18 protein-coding genes and 1 tRNA gene are annotated in these 14852 nt (G+C 65.9%); 5 read left to right on the top strand and 14 right to left on the bottom strand.

Features of this window, described 5'->3' with window-relative positions; translation table 11 throughout:
* The first annotated feature begins 10 nt into the window (after positions 1-10).
* Entirely contained in the window at positions 11-775 is a 765-nt protein-coding gene (gene ubiG / locus ACX0GZ_RS11020) for a bifunctional 2-polyprenyl-6-hydroxyphenol methylase/3-demethylubiquinol 3-O-methyltransferase UbiG (RefSeq protein WP_458816347.1), read from the top strand.
* Here ubiG and metW read toward each other — a convergent pair.
* Positions 772-1359: a methionine biosynthesis protein MetW gene (gene metW, locus ACX0GZ_RS11015; RefSeq protein ID WP_458816345.1), complete on the bottom strand. Its 588-nt coding sequence runs from the start codon at positions 1357-1359 to the stop codon at positions 772-774. The two genes, ubiG and metW, sit on opposite strands and share 4 nt — an antisense overlap.
* A gap of 112 nt (positions 1360-1471) precedes the next feature.
* Positions 1472-2599, bottom strand: coding sequence for a homoserine O-acetyltransferase MetX (gene metX, locus ACX0GZ_RS11010; protein WP_458816691.1), 1128 nt, complete (start codon positions 2597-2599; stop codon positions 1472-1474).
* A gap of 163 nt (positions 2600-2762) precedes the next feature.
* Here metX and hisC point away from each other — a divergent pair, with 163 nt between their 5' ends.
* Both hisC and ACX0GZ_RS11000 read left to right on the top strand, forming a co-directional pair.
* Entirely contained in the window at positions 2763-3857 is a 1095-nt protein-coding gene (hisC, locus tag ACX0GZ_RS11005) for a histidinol-phosphate transaminase (protein ID WP_458816343.1), read from the top strand.
* Complete coding sequence (locus ACX0GZ_RS11000) at positions 3857-4765, top strand: prephenate/arogenate dehydrogenase family protein (RefSeq protein WP_458816341.1); 909 nt, start codon at positions 3857-3859, stop codon at positions 4763-4765. The genes hisC and ACX0GZ_RS11000 overlap by 1 nt, the downstream gene beginning before the upstream one ends.
* 9 nt (positions 4766-4774) lie before the next feature.
* Here the strand turns inward: ACX0GZ_RS11000 and ACX0GZ_RS10995 are convergent, their stop codons facing one another.
* Genes ACX0GZ_RS10995 through ftsE form a run of 4 tightly spaced genes read right to left on the bottom strand, consistent with a single transcriptional unit; the run spans position 4775 to position 7630 of the window.
* On the bottom strand, positions 4775-5506 hold the full coding sequence (locus tag ACX0GZ_RS10995) for a lysophospholipid acyltransferase family protein (protein ID WP_458816339.1): 732 nt from the start codon (positions 5504-5506) through the stop codon (positions 4775-4777).
* Positions 5503-6039, bottom strand: a complete 537-nt coding sequence (locus ACX0GZ_RS10990) for a YdcF family protein (RefSeq protein ID WP_458816337.1) — start codon at positions 6037-6039, stop codon at positions 5503-5505. The genes ACX0GZ_RS10995 and ACX0GZ_RS10990 overlap by 4 nt, the downstream gene beginning before the upstream one ends.
* The gene (locus ACX0GZ_RS10985) at positions 6036-6923 is read right to left on the bottom strand and encodes a cell division protein FtsX (RefSeq protein WP_458816335.1); all 888 of its coding nucleotides are present in this window, start codon (positions 6921-6923) and stop codon (positions 6036-6038) included. The genes ACX0GZ_RS10990 and ACX0GZ_RS10985 overlap by 4 nt, the downstream gene beginning before the upstream one ends.
* Positions 6923-7630, bottom strand: coding sequence for a cell division ATP-binding protein FtsE (gene ftsE / locus ACX0GZ_RS10980; protein WP_458816333.1), 708 nt, complete (start codon positions 7628-7630; stop codon positions 6923-6925). Before ftsE ends, ACX0GZ_RS10985 begins: the two co-directional genes overlap by 1 nt.
* 186 nt (positions 7631-7816) lie before the next feature.
* On the opposite strand from ftsE, the gene ACX0GZ_RS10975 reads away from it, so the two are divergent.
* On the top strand, positions 7817-8602 hold the full coding sequence (locus ACX0GZ_RS10975; protein WP_458816331.1) for an MJ0042-type zinc finger domain-containing protein: 786 nt from the start codon (positions 7817-7819) through the stop codon (positions 8600-8602).
* Positions 8603-8646: 44 nt separating this feature from the next.
* Here the strand turns inward: ACX0GZ_RS10975 and ACX0GZ_RS10970 are convergent, their stop codons facing one another.
* From ACX0GZ_RS10970 to ACX0GZ_RS10935, 8 genes are all read right to left on the bottom strand, one after another.
* On the bottom strand, positions 8647-8772 hold the full coding sequence (locus ACX0GZ_RS10970; RefSeq protein WP_458816329.1) for a hypothetical protein: 126 nt from the start codon (positions 8770-8772) through the stop codon (positions 8647-8649).
* A 79-nt stretch (positions 8773-8851) separates the two neighbouring features.
* On the bottom strand, positions 8852-9154 hold the full coding sequence (locus ACX0GZ_RS10965) for an alkylphosphonate utilization protein (protein ID WP_458816327.1): 303 nt from the start codon (positions 9152-9154) through the stop codon (positions 8852-8854).
* Entirely contained in the window at positions 9151-9741 is a 591-nt protein-coding gene (locus ACX0GZ_RS10960) for a hypothetical protein (protein WP_458816325.1), read from the bottom strand. Before ACX0GZ_RS10960 ends, ACX0GZ_RS10965 begins: the two co-directional genes overlap by 4 nt.
* A 48-nt stretch (positions 9742-9789) precedes the next feature.
* A complete protein-coding gene (locus ACX0GZ_RS10955) occupies positions 9790-10584 on the bottom strand; it encodes a DUF1206 domain-containing protein (protein ID WP_458816323.1) in 795 nt (264 codons plus the stop codon).
* A gap of 51 nt (positions 10585-10635) precedes the next feature.
* A complete protein-coding gene (ssb, locus tag ACX0GZ_RS10950) occupies positions 10636-11172 on the bottom strand; it encodes a single-stranded DNA-binding protein (RefSeq protein ID WP_458816321.1) in 537 nt (178 codons plus the stop codon).
* 13 nt (positions 11173-11185) lie between these two features.
* Positions 11186-13030: a ferrous iron transporter B gene (feoB, locus tag ACX0GZ_RS10945; RefSeq protein ID WP_458816319.1), complete on the bottom strand. Its 1845-nt coding sequence runs from the start codon at positions 13028-13030 to the stop codon at positions 11186-11188.
* A 3-nt stretch (positions 13031-13033) separates the two neighbouring features.
* Positions 13034-13294, bottom strand: coding sequence for a FeoA family protein (locus ACX0GZ_RS10940; RefSeq protein ID WP_458816317.1), 261 nt, complete (start codon positions 13292-13294; stop codon positions 13034-13036).
* Positions 13295-13434: 140 nt separating this feature from the next.
* Positions 13435-13510 (bottom strand) — tRNA-Ala (locus tag ACX0GZ_RS10935).
* Between the two features lie 213 nt (positions 13511-13723).
* Here ACX0GZ_RS10935 and ACX0GZ_RS10930 point away from each other — a divergent pair.
* Complete coding sequence (locus ACX0GZ_RS10930) at positions 13724-14680, top strand: DUF2171 domain-containing protein (protein ID WP_458816315.1); 957 nt, start codon at positions 13724-13726, stop codon at positions 14678-14680.
* Positions 14681-14852: the final 172 nt, after the last annotated feature.

Raw genomic sequence — 14852 nt, 5'->3', positions numbered from 1 at the left:
GGAGGGGGGCATGACCGTTGCAAGCATCACCCCCGGCACGCTGGCCGCCGCTACAGCCACGATCGACGCACGCGAAGCGGCGCATTTCGGCACGCTCGCCGCCGATTGGTGGAATCCGAAGGGTTCGTCGGCGATGCTCCACAAGCTTAACCCACCGCGCCTGCGTTACCTGCGCGAGGCCATCGACGAGCATTGGGGCAGCGATTCCAACGACTTCACCCCGCTAGACGGCAAGACGGCGATCGATGTCGGCTGCGGCGCGGGGCTGCTCGCCGAACCGCTCGCCCGATTGGGCGCGGCGGTAACCGGGCTTGACGCCGCCCAAGAAAATATCGGCGCGGCGCGGGCGCATGCGGCCAGCGTCGGGCTCGACATCGATTACCGGCATGGCGGGGTCGAGGGACTGGCGGGCGAGACGTTCGATCTCGTGACGTCGATGGAGGTGATCGAGCATGTGTCGGATGTCGATGCGTTCATCGCCGGTCTGGTGCGCGCGCTGGCACCCGGCGGCCTGATGATTCTGTCCACCCCCAACCGCACGCCGCTGTCGCGGCTGGCGATGATCACGATCGGCGAGGGCGCGGGGATCATCCCCAGGGGCACGCACGACTGGGAACGCTTCCTGACGCCGGAGGAACTGACCGAACGGCTGGCGGCGGCGGGGCTGCGCGTCGCCAATTTGCGCGGGCTGTCCTTTTCGCCGATGCTCGGCTTTCACATCAGCGACGACACCAGCCTCGATTATCTGCTGACCGCCACGCGAATGGCCGCTTAGCGTTTCCTCAGCGCAAACACCGCATGTTCGGCGCGGAAATTGGCGGCGGCGGCGCTGGTCGGTCGACCGTGGTTCAGGAACCAGGCTTGTTCGATCGTCACGCCGCGTTCGGCCATCAGCGCGCGGAAATCGTCGATCGTGACGTGGTGGATGTTGGGCGTGTCGTACCAGCGTTCGGGCAGCAGCGTGGTCACCGGCATCCGTCCGCCCCACAGCAGTGACGCGCGCACCCGCCAGTGCGCGAAATTGGGGAAGGAGACAAATGCGCGCTGGCCGATGCGGAGAAGATGGTCGAGCACCTTGTCGGGCGCGCGGGTCGTCTGAAGCGTCTGGCTGAGCAGCGCAACGTCGAAACTGGCGTCGGGATAGTCGGCCAGATCGGTATCGGCGTCGCCCTGGACCACCGACAGCCCGCGCGCGACGGCGGTCGCGACCTTGGCCGCGTCGATCTCCAGCCCGCGCGCGTCGCACCCCTTGGCGGTCAGCGCCGCCATCAGCGCACCGTCACCGCAGCCGATGTCGAGCACCCGCGCACCCGGCGCGACATGATCGGCGATGATCGCAAGGTCGGGGCGCAGGGTCATGGCGCGCGCCCTATCTCTCCGTCCGTTTCGAGCGAAGTCGAGAAACGTGAGCTTGGCGTTTGAGAGCGTTTCTCGACTTCGCTCGAAACGAACGGGAGTAGGATGGCGGTCTTCACTCGCCCGCCCTCAGAAACCCGTTCACCACCCGGTTCATCTCGGGCGCGTCGAGCAGGAAGGCGTCGTGGCCGAACGGGCTCGACAGCTCAACAAAGCTGACGCGCGCGCCCGCGGCGTTCAGCGCATGGACGATCGCGCGCGATTCGGAGGTGGGATAGAGCCAGTCGGTGTCGAAGCTGACGACGCAGAAGCGGGTGTCGGCGCCGCGAAACGCATCGGCCAGCCGCCCGCCATGCTCCTCGGCCAGGTCGAAATAGTCCATCGCGCGGGTGATATAGAGATAGGCGTTGGCGTCGAACCGATCGACGAAGCTCAATCCCTGATGCCGCAAATAGCTTTCGATCTGAAAATCGGCGTCGAAGCCGAAGGTCTTGGCCCCCGCGGTGCCGTCGGCGCGCGCCTGCAACTTGCGCCCGAACTTCGCGGTCAGCCCGGCCTCCGAGAGATAGGTGATGTGCGCCGCCATCCGCGCGACGGCCAGCCCCGCGGCGGGGGTGTCGCCGCCATAATAATCGCCGCCCGCCCAGTTGGGGTCGGCCATGATCGCCTGACGCCCGACTTCATGAAAGGCGATGTTCTGCGCCGAATGCCGCGCGGTCGATGCGATGACGACGGCGGAGCGGACCCGTTCGGGATAGGTCGCGGCCCAGCTCAATACCTGCATCCCGCCCATCGATCCGCCGACCGCGGCCTTGAGCACGCGCACGCCGAGATGATCGAGCAGCATCGCCTGCGCGCGCACCATGTCGCGGATGGTGATGACCGGGAACGCCATGCCCCAGGGCGCACCGGTGTCGGGATTGACGTTCGACGGTCCCGAAGACCCCATGCAACTGCCCAGCACGTTCGCGCAAACGATGAAGTCGCGTGCGGGATCGACCGGCTTGCCCGGCCCGATCATCCGTTCCCACCAGCCCGGCTTGCCGGTGACGGGATGGCGCGAGGCGACATGCTGGTCGCCGGTCAGCGCATGGCAGATCAGGATCGCGTTGGATGCGTCGGCGTTCAGCGTGCCATAGGTTTCATAGGCGATATCGACCGACGCGAGCGCACCGCCGCCGTCGAGCGCAAGCGGTTGGGCAAGCGTGATCTGACGCTGAAGGCCGAAGCGCTGGTCGGTGATGGTCAAGGATATAACAGTCCCAAAAACGCCGTCCGTTTCTCGACTTCGCTCGAAACGAACGGGTGGGGCGGTTTAGGGGGACGAAACGCGACGTTCAAGCGGATGCGCTGGCATTGCCCACAAACCTTGCCATCGCCACCGCTTTCCGCCATCCCGCGCGGCCATGACTGGACCCATTCCCAAGCCGTGGATCATGGATATCGCCCCTTATGTGCCGGGGCGTTCCAAGACCGATGACGGGCGCGTCGTCGCCAAGCTGTCATCCAACGAAAACCCGCTCGGCACGTCCGAAAAGGCGAGGGCTGCGTTCCGCGCCGCCGAAAAGACGCTCGAACGCTATCCCGATGCGGGTGCGAGCGAGCTGCGCGAGGCGATCGCCGCCGCCCACGGCCTCGACCCCGCGCGCGTCATCTACGGCACCGGCTCGGACGAAGTGCTGCACCTGGCCGCAGGCGCGTTCGCCGGACCGGGCGACGAGGTGATCTTCGTCAAATACGGCTTCGCGGTGTACGAAATCGCCACCCGCCGCGTCGGCGCATTGCCGGTGATTGCGCCGGACAAGGACTATGCGACCGATGTCGATGCGATCCTGGCGTGCGTCACGCCCGCGACGCGGATCGTGTTCGTCGCCAACCCGAACAACCCCACCGGCACCTTCGCCCCGCGTGAGGAAATCGCGCGGCTGCACGATGCGCTGCCGAAGGACGTTCTGCTCGTCATCGACCAGGCCTATGCCGAATATCTGGAAGAGGATGAGGACGATCACGGGCTGCAACTGGCGATGGAGACCGACAATGTGCTCGTCACGCGGACCTTTTCGAAGATTCACGGCCTTGCCGCCGAGCGGATCGGCTGGGGTTACGGTGCGCCTGCGCTGATCGACGCGATGCACCGCATCCGCGCGCCGTTCAACGTGACGACCGCGGGGCAACAGGCGGCCATCGCCGCGCTGGCCGACAAGGAATTCGTCGCCGCCAGCCGTGCGCACAACCAGCAATGGCTCGCCTGGTTCGAGGATGAGATCGCCTCGCTCGGCAATGCGGGCCTGCGCGCGGTACCGTCCAAGGCGAATTTCTCGCTGGTCCTGTTCGAAGGACCGGTGACGGCCGAGGATGCCTATAAGGGGCTGATGGACCGTGGTTACATCACCCGCTGGCTGCCCGGTCAGGGGCTGGCGCAGGGCCTGCGCATCACGATCGGCACCGAAGCGGAAATCCGCGGCGTGGCGGCGGCAATCCGCGAGATCGTCAGCCGCTGATGCTGCCGTTCGCGCGCGTCTCGATCATCGGGCTGGGGCTGATCGGTTCGTCGCTGGCGCACGCGATCCGCGCGCAGATGCCGACGGTGCGGGTGACCGGTCACGACGCCGATCCAGTGGTGCGCGAGAGGGCCTCCGAACTCGATCTGGCCGACGACATTACCGACAGCGCGGGTGCGGCCGTCACCGACGCCGATTTCGTGATCCTGTGCGTGCCGGTCGGCGCGATCGGCGAGGTGGCGAACGAAATCGCCGGGGATCTGCCCGCCGATGCGGTGGTCAGCGATGTCGGATCGTGCAAGGAAAGCGTGGTGCTGGCGTTGCGCGATGCGTTCCCGAACAACCAGATCGTGCCTGCGCACCCGGTGGCGGGCACCGAACGCAGTGGGCCGGACGCGGGCTTCGCCACGCTGTTCAAGGGCCGCTGGTGCATCCTGACTCCGCCCGACGGCACCTCGCCCGTCGCGATCGAACGCGTCGCCAGCTTCTGGCGGCTGCTCGGTTCGCAGGTCGAGATCATGGACGCCGCGCATCACGACCGTGTGCTTGCGGTGACCAGCCATTTGCCGCACCTGATCGCCTATACCATCGTCGGCACCGCGTCCGACCTGGAAGAAGTGACCGCGTCCGAGGTCATCAAATATTCGGCCGGTGGCTTTCGCGATTTCACGCGCATCGCCGCGTCCGACCCGACGATGTGGCGCGACGTGTTCCTGTCCAACCGGGACGCCGTGCTCGACATGCTCCAGCGATTTTCGGAGGATTTGTCGGCGCTGCAACGCGCAATCCGCTGGGGCAACGGCGACGAATTGTTCGATCTGTTCACCCGCACGCGGGCGGTGCGGCGATCGATCGTCGATTCGGGCCAGGACGACGCGGCGGAAGATTTCGGGCGCAAGCACGATTGACGGGCCCGCTCAGGGCCGATCGGGCTTGCTCAACGCCCGCCGATCGGTCAGGCCGCGTTCCAGCTCCAGTGCGTTGATCCCGGCGAATACCCGTGCCTCAATCTCCTCGCGGGGCAGGCCCGGCGGGATCGGATCGCCGAAGCGAAAGGTTACCACACCGGGCCGCGCCGGGCCGCTGCGCGAGCACACCACGCCCGAATCCATCGCGATCGGCACCACCGGCAGGCCCAGCATCCGATACAGCCCCGCCATGCCGGGTTTGAGCGGGGGGGTGGTGCCGGGCTCCACCCGCGTTCCTTCGGGAAAGATCAGGATCGATCGCCCTTCGGCAACTGCGGCCTTGCCCGCCTTCATCATCGACCGCATCGCCTGCGCCGATGCCTCGCGGTTGACGATGATCGCGCCGTAACCGCGTGCGGCGGCACCCCAAAGCGGGATGTCGGCCAGTTCCTGCTTCAGCACCACCGCGGGGCCATCGAGCATCGCGGTCAGTTCCAGCGTTTCGTACATCGACTGGTGTTTCGACGCGTAAAGGACCGGATATCCGACCACGCCGTCACCTTCGATGTTGTTACGAATGCCGAGTATGCCGACCAGCGCCCGCTGCAATCGCATCCAGAGGACGGCATAACGTTGGATTGTCACCCGCCCGAACAAGGTCGCGATCGGCGCGCCCAGCACGATCGGGACCGACACGCCGTAGAACAGCAGATTGTAGAGCCAGCGGCGCAGCGTCGTCACTGGCCGATGCCGAAAGTGATCGCGACCAGCCGGATCAGATATTTGTTGTATTCGAGAAACAGGAACCCCAGCCGCGGGCTTTCGGTCACGCCGTCGCCGACCACCTCGACATCGTCGCCAAGCGAATTGCGCAGTTCGAGCGCGGCGCGGGCCATGTGCCAGTCCGACGTCACCAGCCGCACGCTGCGCACCCCGCGCGAGTTCACCCACGCGGCCGTCTCGTTGGCGTTGGAGCGGGTATCGACCGCCTCGAACCCCAGATCGATGCAGCAATCGAACAGCGCGGGCGGCGCATCATATTGCGCGGCGAGTTCCTGCGGACGCACGTCGCGCGCCACGCCCGTCACCAGCATCCGCTTTGCCGCCCCCGCCTCGATCAGGGTGATCCCGCGGTCGATCCGGCCCGCCGATCCGGTGGGCACGACGATCGCATCGGTGCTGACGCCCTCCAGCGGCTTGCCCAGCGACAGCATGAACGCCGCAAAGCCCAACAGCCAGACGATCAACAGCGTCGACAGCGCGCGGACGATCACAGCGTCTTCCTCAGCTGTCCGCCGACAGCGACGCGCGCGGCGACCATCGCGACGATCGCATAGCCGACCGGAATCGCCGCCAGCAGAATCCAGTCGGTCGTCGCCAGGCTCGCGCCCTGCGTGACGCCCGAACCGAGCGTCGCCACCTGCCCCTGAAGCAACCCCACCACCGCGATCCCCGCGGTCGCGCCGATCGCGCCGCCCAGCAGCGTGTCGGCACCGATGCGCCGTTGGAACAGGCGCGACAATTGGGGATCGGTGGAGCCGAGCATGTGCAGCACGTCGATCGTATCGCGGTGCGTGTCCAGCCCCGATTTCGCCGACAGCAGCACGACCGCTCCGGTCGCGACCAGCATCAGCAGCACCAGCCCGCCGGCCAGCCAGCCCAGCAGCGCCAGAAAATCGCGCACCGGGGCCAGCCACGCAACATGGCGATCGACTCGCGCGCCGGGCGCGATCCCGCGCACGACCAGTTCGATCGCCGCCACCCGGCTGTCCGCGCCATCGGCCAGATCGACGTCGATCATCGCCGGCATCGGCAATTCGGGGTCGAGCCCCGCATCGCCCAGCCACGGGCGGACGAGTTCGGCGAGTTGCGCGCGATCGACCTCACTTGCCGACTCGACGCCCGGCACGCGGCGGACGCTCGACAGGATGCGCGCAACCTGATCGTCGCGGCGGCTCGCATTGCCCTCGACCACCTGCACCGTCAGCCGCCCGGCGAGATCGCGATCGAGCGTCTGGGTCGCCCGCGTGGTGGACAGGCCGAGTGCGGCAGCGAGCACGGTCAGGAACACCATGATCGCCATGATCCAGATCATCGCGCGCGTCGCCTTGCCCTGGTCGAGCATCGCCGCGATCCGCTTTGGCCGGGTGCGCGCCATCACTGGTCGGCCCGCTTGGGCGGGTGACGCAGCGCGCCCGACGGATCGTCCAGCCGTCCGGCTTCGATCCGCATGATGTGGGCGCTCGGCACGCTGTTGATGAGCGCGATGTCGTGGGTGGCGACGACCAATGTCGTGCCCAGCCGGTGCAGCGCCTCGAACAGATGGAGCAGGCGTTCGGCCATCACCGGATCGACGTTGCCGGTGGGTTCGTCGGCAACCAGCATGTCCGGGCGGTTGATGACCGCGCGCGCGATCGCCACGCGCTGCTGCTCGCCGCCTGACAGCGTCGCGGGCAGCGCGTCGGCGCGGTCCATCAGCCCGACCCAGGCGAGCATCTCGCGCACCGGCTCGTCTATATCGACCTCGGGCATGCCCGCGACGCGCAACGGCAGCGCGACATTGTCATAGGCCGACAGATGCGGAACCAGCCGGAAATCCTGAAACACCACGCCGATGCGGCGACGAAACCCCGGCAGCCGCTTGCGGGGTAGCGTCACCACATCCTCGTCGAACATGCGGATCAGCCCCCGCGTCGGACGCTGGGCGAGGTAAAGGAGGCGCAAGAGCGAGGTCTTGCCCGCGCCCGAATTGCCGGTGACGAAATAGAATCCGCTGGAGGCGAGCGTGAAGCTGACGTCCGACAGCGTCTCCGCGCCCGTCCCGTAACGCAGGCCAACATTTTCGAACTGCACGATATTCGCCATGCGCGCCCGCGCCGCTCCGATTTGTGTCCGCGCGGCACCCACCCGCTTGAAAGGGCTCACATCGCATGTCCCGCGCTGGCCCTCAAGCGTCCGCCTTCAACGCTTGCATGGCGCGAATCGGGGATGCATAGATTCGTCAGGCGAAACGTCGTCGATCCGCTGCCAATACAAAGACCGATTGCCGCCATGATCCTCGAATGTACCGAGTGCCACACCCGTTATCTGGTCCCCGACACCGCGGTCGGGGCCGAAGGACGCACGGTGCGCTGCGCCAATTGCAAGCATAGCTGGTTCCAGCCGCCCGCGCCGCTCGACCTGTCGGCGGGCGCCGAAACCCAGGCGCCGCCGAACGCGCCCGATCCCCAGCCGATTGCCGAGGTCCCGCCGACCCCGCACGCCACCACAGCGCCCATGACCTCAGCGCGCGCGACCGCCCAGCCGTCCAGTGCGGCACGCACCTTCGTCGATCCGCTCGTCGACCCCTCGGTCGAACCCCGCCGTCGGCGCGATTACGACGCCTTCGCCCACCGCGCGCCGTTCAAGCCGCGCCGCAACCCGGCGCGCCGCTGGACCGCCGCCGCAATCGTCGCGGGCGTGTCGATGCTCGTCGGCACCGGCGCGATCCTCTACACCGGCGCGCCGGGCATCGCGGCCCAGATCGGGCTGCCGATCGGCGCCAGCGAAAGTCCGCTGACTCTGGTCCACAACCCGATCGACCGGCGCGTGCTGTCGAGCGGGAACGAATTGTTCTCGATTTCCGGCGCGGTGCGCAATCCGACGTCGGAAAGCCAGCGCGTCCCCAACATACGCGCCGAACTGCGCGACGCCCAGGGCCGCCGCGTCTATGACTGGACGATCGAACCGCCCAACCGCGTCATCGCGCCGGGCGGATCGGTCGAATTCAATTCGGCGCGGCTGGACATCCCGCCCAATTCGAACATGCTCGAACTGACCTTCGCCTCGGGGATTTAGCGGTCCGACTCCTATGGAGTGGCGACCTTACCCCTGGCCAAGGCTCAATTCGTCAGCGTGACCATCCCGACCGGGCGGTCCTTTGTCGATGGCTGGGCGGCATTGGTCTTGACCTTTTCCGCCTTGGGCTTGCGGACTTCCTTGTTCGATTTCTTCTGACTTTTGGCCATGACGATTTCCTGAAGGGGCGGGTCGCCCCGCAACCTTGCTAGGCGCTTTGGCGATCAGACCCCGCACGAAATCGGCAAGTCACCGCTTCCGCACGAACTCCGCGCGCAGCACCAGTCCCTTGATCCCGTCGAACTTGCAGTCGATTTCCTGCGCGTCGCCGGTCAACCGGATCGATTTGATCAGTGTGCCGCGCTTGAGCAACTGGTTCGCGCCCTTTACCTTCAAATCCTTTATCAGCGTCACCTGGTCGCCATCGGCAAGCGGGTTGCCGACGGCATCGCGCACCTCGACACTCGCCGCGTCGGCGGGGGCGGGCGTTGCATCGGTCGCCTGCACCCACTCTCCACTGGCTTCGTCATAGATATACTCGTCAGCGCTCACTCGAAACCCCAGGGCGCGGGCGGCGGTGTCACCGGGCGATTGAGGTCGAACTCGACGCGCAGATGCCGGTTCGGGCGGCGCAGGACATAGGCGTACACATCGTCATTCACCTCGACATGCCAGACATTGGTCACCGACACGCCCAGATCGTTCGACCTGAACAGCGCGATCGACTCCTGATCGACGGGAAAGGCCTGCGCGGTCGCGGTGCCCGGCGCTGCCGTGTCGCCACCATACATGGTCACGGGATCGTCACTGCCATTTTCCAGTCGGTGGTCGTGCTTCAACCGGATGCCGTCTGCGGTGCGGGTGAAGATCCAGGTCCGCGAGCGGTTCTCGCCGACATGGAACGGCACCTTTACCTCGCGCGGCGAACATTCGCGGACATGCATCACCAGGCGGCTTGACGCGAAATCCTTGTCGGCGGGATCGGTGGTGACGACGCGACCTTCATAGGCGTTGCCGCACAGCGCGTTCAGCCGCGCCATGAACTGGTCCTGCGGATTGTCGCTGGCCGATATCGGCGCGGTATTCGTGGTGGCGCAGCCCGCAAGGGCAAGCGCGGCGAGCGCGATCATGGTCTTCATGGCCAATGGTCATAGCAACGCCGCCGCCGATCGGGGGAAAAATCGGTGTCAGTTCCCCGCGCGCGCCATCAACCGCTTCACCATCGGCGAATCGCAGACGTCGCGGTAACGCGCCATCACCAGGCTGAACACGCCGAACATCGCCAGGCCTGCGGCGATCGTGCGGTATAATTCATCCTCGTCGCGATACGCGGCGAGCGCGTCCTGAAACCCGATCTCTCCGGGATTGCCGCTCAACCCCGCTTCGAGGATCGCCCAGGCCAGTGCCGCGAACACCGCCGCGCGCGCGGCATAACCGATCCGCCCGACGATCTCTGCCCAGCGCGGCGTAGCGCGCGACATCAGCGCCATGAACTTGCCCGACCATGCGCGCGACGCCTGACTGACGGCGGCGAGTGCAAAGCCTGCCGCGACGATCACGATCAGCAACCAGCCCCCGGGCAGGCTGATTACCTGTTCGGCGGCGGCCTCGCCCGCGGCACCGTCGTTGGGGCCAGGGCCGCCGAAGCCCAGCTTCAATGCACCCCAGCCAAGGACCAGATGCGCGCAACCGCTGAGCACATGCCCGAACCGCTTGCCGCGCCCTTTCCAGTCGTCGCCGTCATTTTCGAGATCGACCCACGCCCCATAGAGGCGGAACAGACCGTAGGCCGCCAGCCCGATCGCCAGCAGGACCATTAGCGCATTGCCGCCCGGCACATCGGCCAGCGGGTCGAGCACGCTCGCGGTTCCCTCGGCCTCGCCCGTCGCCAGCGTCAGATAACCGAGCGCAAAATAGACGATGGCGCGCGCCAGATACCCGGCGCGCGCCAACATCGCGATATGCTCGACCTTTGGATTCACCCGAAACTCCCCTTCGTTTCAGCGCCGTAACGCACGGGGACGGAAAAAGAATCAGAACGGAACGTCATCGTCGAGATCGTCGGGGAAGCTCGATCCACCAGAGCGCGCGCCGCTGCCCGATCCGCCACCGAAACCGCCGCCACTGCGCGACGAGGACTGGCCGGCGAAGCTGTCGCCACTGCCTGCGCCCCAATCGTCACCGCCGCCGCGGCTTGCTGCGCCGCCGCCACCGCCGGGGGCACCGTCGAGCATGGTCAGGACGCTGTTGAACCCCTGAAGCACGATTTCGGTCGAATATTTGTCCTGGCCCTGCTGGTCCTGCCATTTGCGTGTCTGGAGCTGGCCTTCGATATAGACCTTGCTGCCCTTGCGCAGAAACCGCTCGGCGACGTTCGCCAGCCCTTCGTTGAAGATCGCGACCGAATGCCATTCGGTCTTTTCCTTGCGCTCGCCGGTGTTGCGGTCCTTCCAGCTTTCCGATGTGGCGATGCGCAGGTTCACCACCTTGCCGCCATTCTGGAACGACCGGCTTTCGGGGTCGCGTCCCAGATTGCCGACCAGAATCACCTTGTTCACGCTGCCGGCCATCTGTTTCCTCTTTCTACAATCCGAATGCTGATGCGATCCAATACGTCGCGCCTGCTGCGATGTAAGCCAGCACGAACAGATAGCCAAGCATGACGAGCGGCCATTTCCAGCCATTGGTCTCGCGCTTGGCGACCGCGATCGTCGACAGGCATTGCGGCGCGAACACGAACCACGCCAGAAACGCGAGCGCGGTGGGCAGCGGCCAGGCATCGCCGATCCGCGCGCCAAGTTCCTGCGCGCCTGCATCCTCATCCTCGGCATCGATCGCATAGACGGTCTGGAGCGCCGACACCGCGACTTCGCGTGCGGCCATTGCCGGGATGACGGCAAGGCTCATTTCGCGATTGAAGCCGATCGGCTCCAGCACGACGTGCAGCCCCGACGCGATGCGTCCGGCGACCGAATATTCGCTTTGCTTCACGCCCTCGGGCGCGACCGGATAGCTGGCGAGCAGCCACAGTGCGACCGTGGCGGCCATGATGATCGTTCCTGCCCGCCGCAGAAAAATCCACGCCCGCTGCCACAGGCCGAGCAGCACGTCGCGAACGATCGGCAATTGATAGCGTGGCAATTCCATCATGAAGCTGCCGTTCGCGGTGCCGCGCGCGGAAAAGCGCCGGATGACGAGTGCGGCGACTACCGCCCCGACCACCCCGGCCAGATAGAGGATGAACAGCACCAGGCCTTGCAGGCCGACGCCGGGAGCCAGATTGCGCGCCGGAATGAACGCGCCGATGATGACGGCATAGACCGGCAGTCGCGCCGAACAGGTCATCAGCGGCGCGATCAGGATCGTCGTCAGCCGCTCGCGCGGATCGGAAATCGACCGCGTCGCCATGATGCCGGGGATCGCGCAGGCGAAGCTCGACAACAGCGGAATGAACGCACGGCCCGACAGGCCGACGCTGGCCATCAACCGGTCCATCAGGAATGCGGCGCGCACCATGTAGCCGCTGCCCTCCAGCAGCAGGATGAACAGGAACAGGATGACGATCTGGGGCAGGAAGACGACGACCGACCCGACACCGTTGATGATCCCTTCGATCAGCAGGTCGCGCAGGAATCCTTGCGGAAGGTTCAGCGCGCTGTCGGCGAGAAAGCCCTGAAATCCCTCAATCCAGCCGATCGGCGCTTCGGACCAGGAAAACACCGCCTGGAACATGACGAACAGCAGGCCGAGCAGGAGGATCGGTCCCGCCACCGGATGCAGCACCACGCGGTCGAGCGATCTGGAGACCGCGCGCGATCGGGGCTGTTCGACGGTCGCCGCTTTGGCCAGCGCGCGTGCCGGGCGCTGATAGGCGCGGATGTCGGGATCGACTTCGTGCGGCTCGCCCGGATTGATGCCCAATACGCGCGACAGCGCGTCGCGGATTTCGTCGAGACCGCGCTTGCGCACCGCGACTGTGGGAATCACCGGCATGCCAAGTTCGGCTTCGAGCACGCGCGTATCGATCGTCAGCCCGTCGCGAGTCGCCATGTCGATCATGTTGAGCCCGACCACCATCGGTCGCCCCAGCGCCCTCAATTGCAGGACGAAGCGCAGGTGATTTTCGAGATTGGTGGCATCGACGACGACCAGCAGCGCGTCGGGCAGGCATTCGAGCCCGCCCTTGCCGGTGACGACATCGCGCGTCACTTCCTCGTCGGGGCTTGAGGGATCGAGGCTGTAGCTGCCGGGCAGATCGAGCAATTCGACCGGGCGACCGTCGGTCAGGCTCATCCGCCCCGAATGGCGTTCGACGGTGACGCCGGGATAGTTGCCGACCTTTTGCCGCGCGCCGGTCAGCGCATTGAACAGCGCGCTCTTGCCCGCATTGGGGTTGCCGACCAGCGCGATCAGGGGAGCGGGATGCATCGCCTAGGCTCCCTTGGCGTCGACATGGATGGCGCGCGCGACATGCGCCCGGATCGCGATCGTCATCCGCCCGATGCGGCAGGCAAGCGGCCCGCGTCCGAACATCGAGCGGTGAAGAATCTCGACCTCCACCCCCTCGTCCAGCCCGAACTCGCGCAAGCGGCGGGATTCGCCATCGCTGAGCGCCGCCCAATCGACGGTTCGAACGGCAGCGGGATGGCGAATCGGGGCGTCGGACAGCGGCGCGGAGGCGGCAATGCTCATATTGCGAGCCATTATCAACACTTGTTGACCGGCGAAACCCGCAAAGTTGCGCCGCACGACTTTTTGGAGAGGAGCCCGGATGCCGCCGGTGGCGTCTGCCTACGCTCTTGGTCCTCGACCGGTGAGTCTAATCAGGAGGGTGGTGGAGCCGAGGGGAATCGAACCCCTGACCTCTGCAGTGCGATTGCAGCGCTCTCCCATCTGAGCTACGGCCCCGCGCCCTGCCGAGCCGACAGTGCGAATGGAGTTTAGCGTCGGCGAATTTGCGGCGCAATTCGTCATGCTGGCCCGTCCGCGCCAGTCCGTCGCCGACTTGCGACCAAATGTCGGAACCAAATTTCGGCTGATCCGCTGTCCGCACCAGATGAGGGACGCGACGTAAAAGTCGTTACGCCCCAGCATCTTAATATGGATCAAGAGGAGGCCGAAATGGGTTACGATCGTTATCCGCGCAGCACCGATCCCCGCCGCGATCATTATGGACGTCGCGAGCGTTCGACATATGGAACCGATTATGGATCGGGTGGCGATTACAGCTATTCGTCAGCACGTGACTATAGCGCGACCGGTTATGGGCGCGACGACCGTGGATCGGATCGCGACGATTATGGGCGCGGTGGCTATCGCAGCGACGATTACGGGCGCAGCGACAATTACGGGCGCGAAAGCTATGGTGCGCGCGACAATTATGGCGGAGCGCGTCGCACGACCAACGACCGCGGCGGCAACTGGCAGGGCAGCTATGCCCATGACGGTCACCGCTTCGCCGATTACGGGCGCAACCGTTCGGCAGGCGACCGCCCGCGCGGCGAGCCCGGCTATGATTACGACGATCGCGGCTTTTTCGCCCGTGCGGGTGACGAGGTTCGCAGCTGGTTCGGCGACGACGAAGCCGAACGCCGCCGCGAACTCGACCAGCGTTACGACGACCGCTACGACAGCGACCCGCATTATTCGTCCTGGCGGCGCGAGCGGATCGGCGAACTCGACCGCGATTACGACGAATATCGGCGTGAAAACTCGCAGAAATTCCGCAACGAATTTGCGAATTTCCGCACCGAGCGCCAGGGACAGCGCGACAGCCTGAAAAAGGTCGACGAGCATATGGAAGTCGTCGGTTCCGACGGCACCCATGTCGGCACCGTCGACAAGGTCCGCGGCGACCGCATCATCCTGACCAAATCGGACAAGGATGCCGGTGGCCATCACCATTCGATCCCGTCGCGCTGGATTCAGAGCGTCGATGACAAGGTGACGATCCGCAAGACCGCGGATGAGGCGAAACGCGAATGGCGCGACGAGGAAAATAACCGCGCGATGTTCGGCGACCGCGATGACACGGACGGTACGCGCAACCTCAACCGCAGCTTTTCGGGGACTTACTGAGCGAAGTCCATGCGGCACCCGCGCTTACGCACCTGCGCGGGCGTCGATCTGGGGTCGGGCGGTAACGCCCGGCCCCTTTTTCACGTGCCGATCCCGTCATCCGGCATGGGATGGAAAGCCAGCCGCCCCATAGGTTGCAAAGTGCAACTAGGTTCGCCATCCTGCGACCACA

This window comes from Sphingomonas aestuarii (assembly GCF_054457155.1).
The sequence above is the reverse complement of the archived record's forward strand: the minus strand, read 5'-3'. Positions and strand labels throughout refer to the sequence as shown.

Coding starts and splice junctions, on each gene's coding strand:
- ubiG (WP_458816347.1), top strand. CDS start 11: ATGACCGTTGCAAGCATCACCCCCGGCACGCTGGCCGCCGCTACAGCC.
- metW (WP_458816345.1), bottom strand. CDS start 1,359: ATGACCCTGCGCCCCGACCTTGCGATCATCGCCGATCATGTCGCGCCG.
- hisC (WP_458816343.1), top strand. CDS start 2,763: ATGACTGGACCCATTCCCAAGCCGTGGATCATGGATATCGCCCCTTAT.
- ACX0GZ_RS11000 (WP_458816341.1), top strand. CDS start 3,857: ATGCTGCCGTTCGCGCGCGTCTCGATCATCGGGCTGGGGCTGATCGGT.
- ACX0GZ_RS10985 (WP_458816335.1), bottom strand. CDS start 6,923: ATGGCGCGCACCCGGCCAAAGCGGATCGCGGCGATGCTCGACCAGGGC.
- ftsE (WP_458816333.1), bottom strand. CDS start 7,630: ATGGCGAATATCGTGCAGTTCGAAAATGTTGGCCTGCGTTACGGGACG.
- ACX0GZ_RS10975 (WP_458816331.1), top strand. CDS start 7,817: ATGATCCTCGAATGTACCGAGTGCCACACCCGTTATCTGGTCCCCGAC.
- ACX0GZ_RS10970 (WP_458816329.1), bottom strand. CDS start 8,772: ATGGCCAAAAGTCAGAAGAAATCGAACAAGGAAGTCCGCAAGCCCAAG.
- ACX0GZ_RS10960 (WP_458816325.1), bottom strand. CDS start 9,741: ATGAAGACCATGATCGCGCTCGCCGCGCTTGCCCTTGCGGGCTGCGCC.
- ssb (WP_458816321.1), bottom strand. CDS start 11,172: ATGGCCGGCAGCGTGAACAAGGTGATTCTGGTCGGCAATCTGGGACGC.
- feoB (WP_458816319.1), bottom strand. CDS start 13,030: ATGCATCCCGCTCCCCTGATCGCGCTGGTCGGCAACCCCAATGCGGGC.
- ACX0GZ_RS10940 (WP_458816317.1), bottom strand. CDS start 13,294: ATGAGCATTGCCGCCTCCGCGCCGCTGTCCGACGCCCCGATTCGCCAT.
- ACX0GZ_RS10930 (WP_458816315.1), top strand. CDS start 13,724: ATGGGTTACGATCGTTATCCGCGCAGCACCGATCCCCGCCGCGATCAT.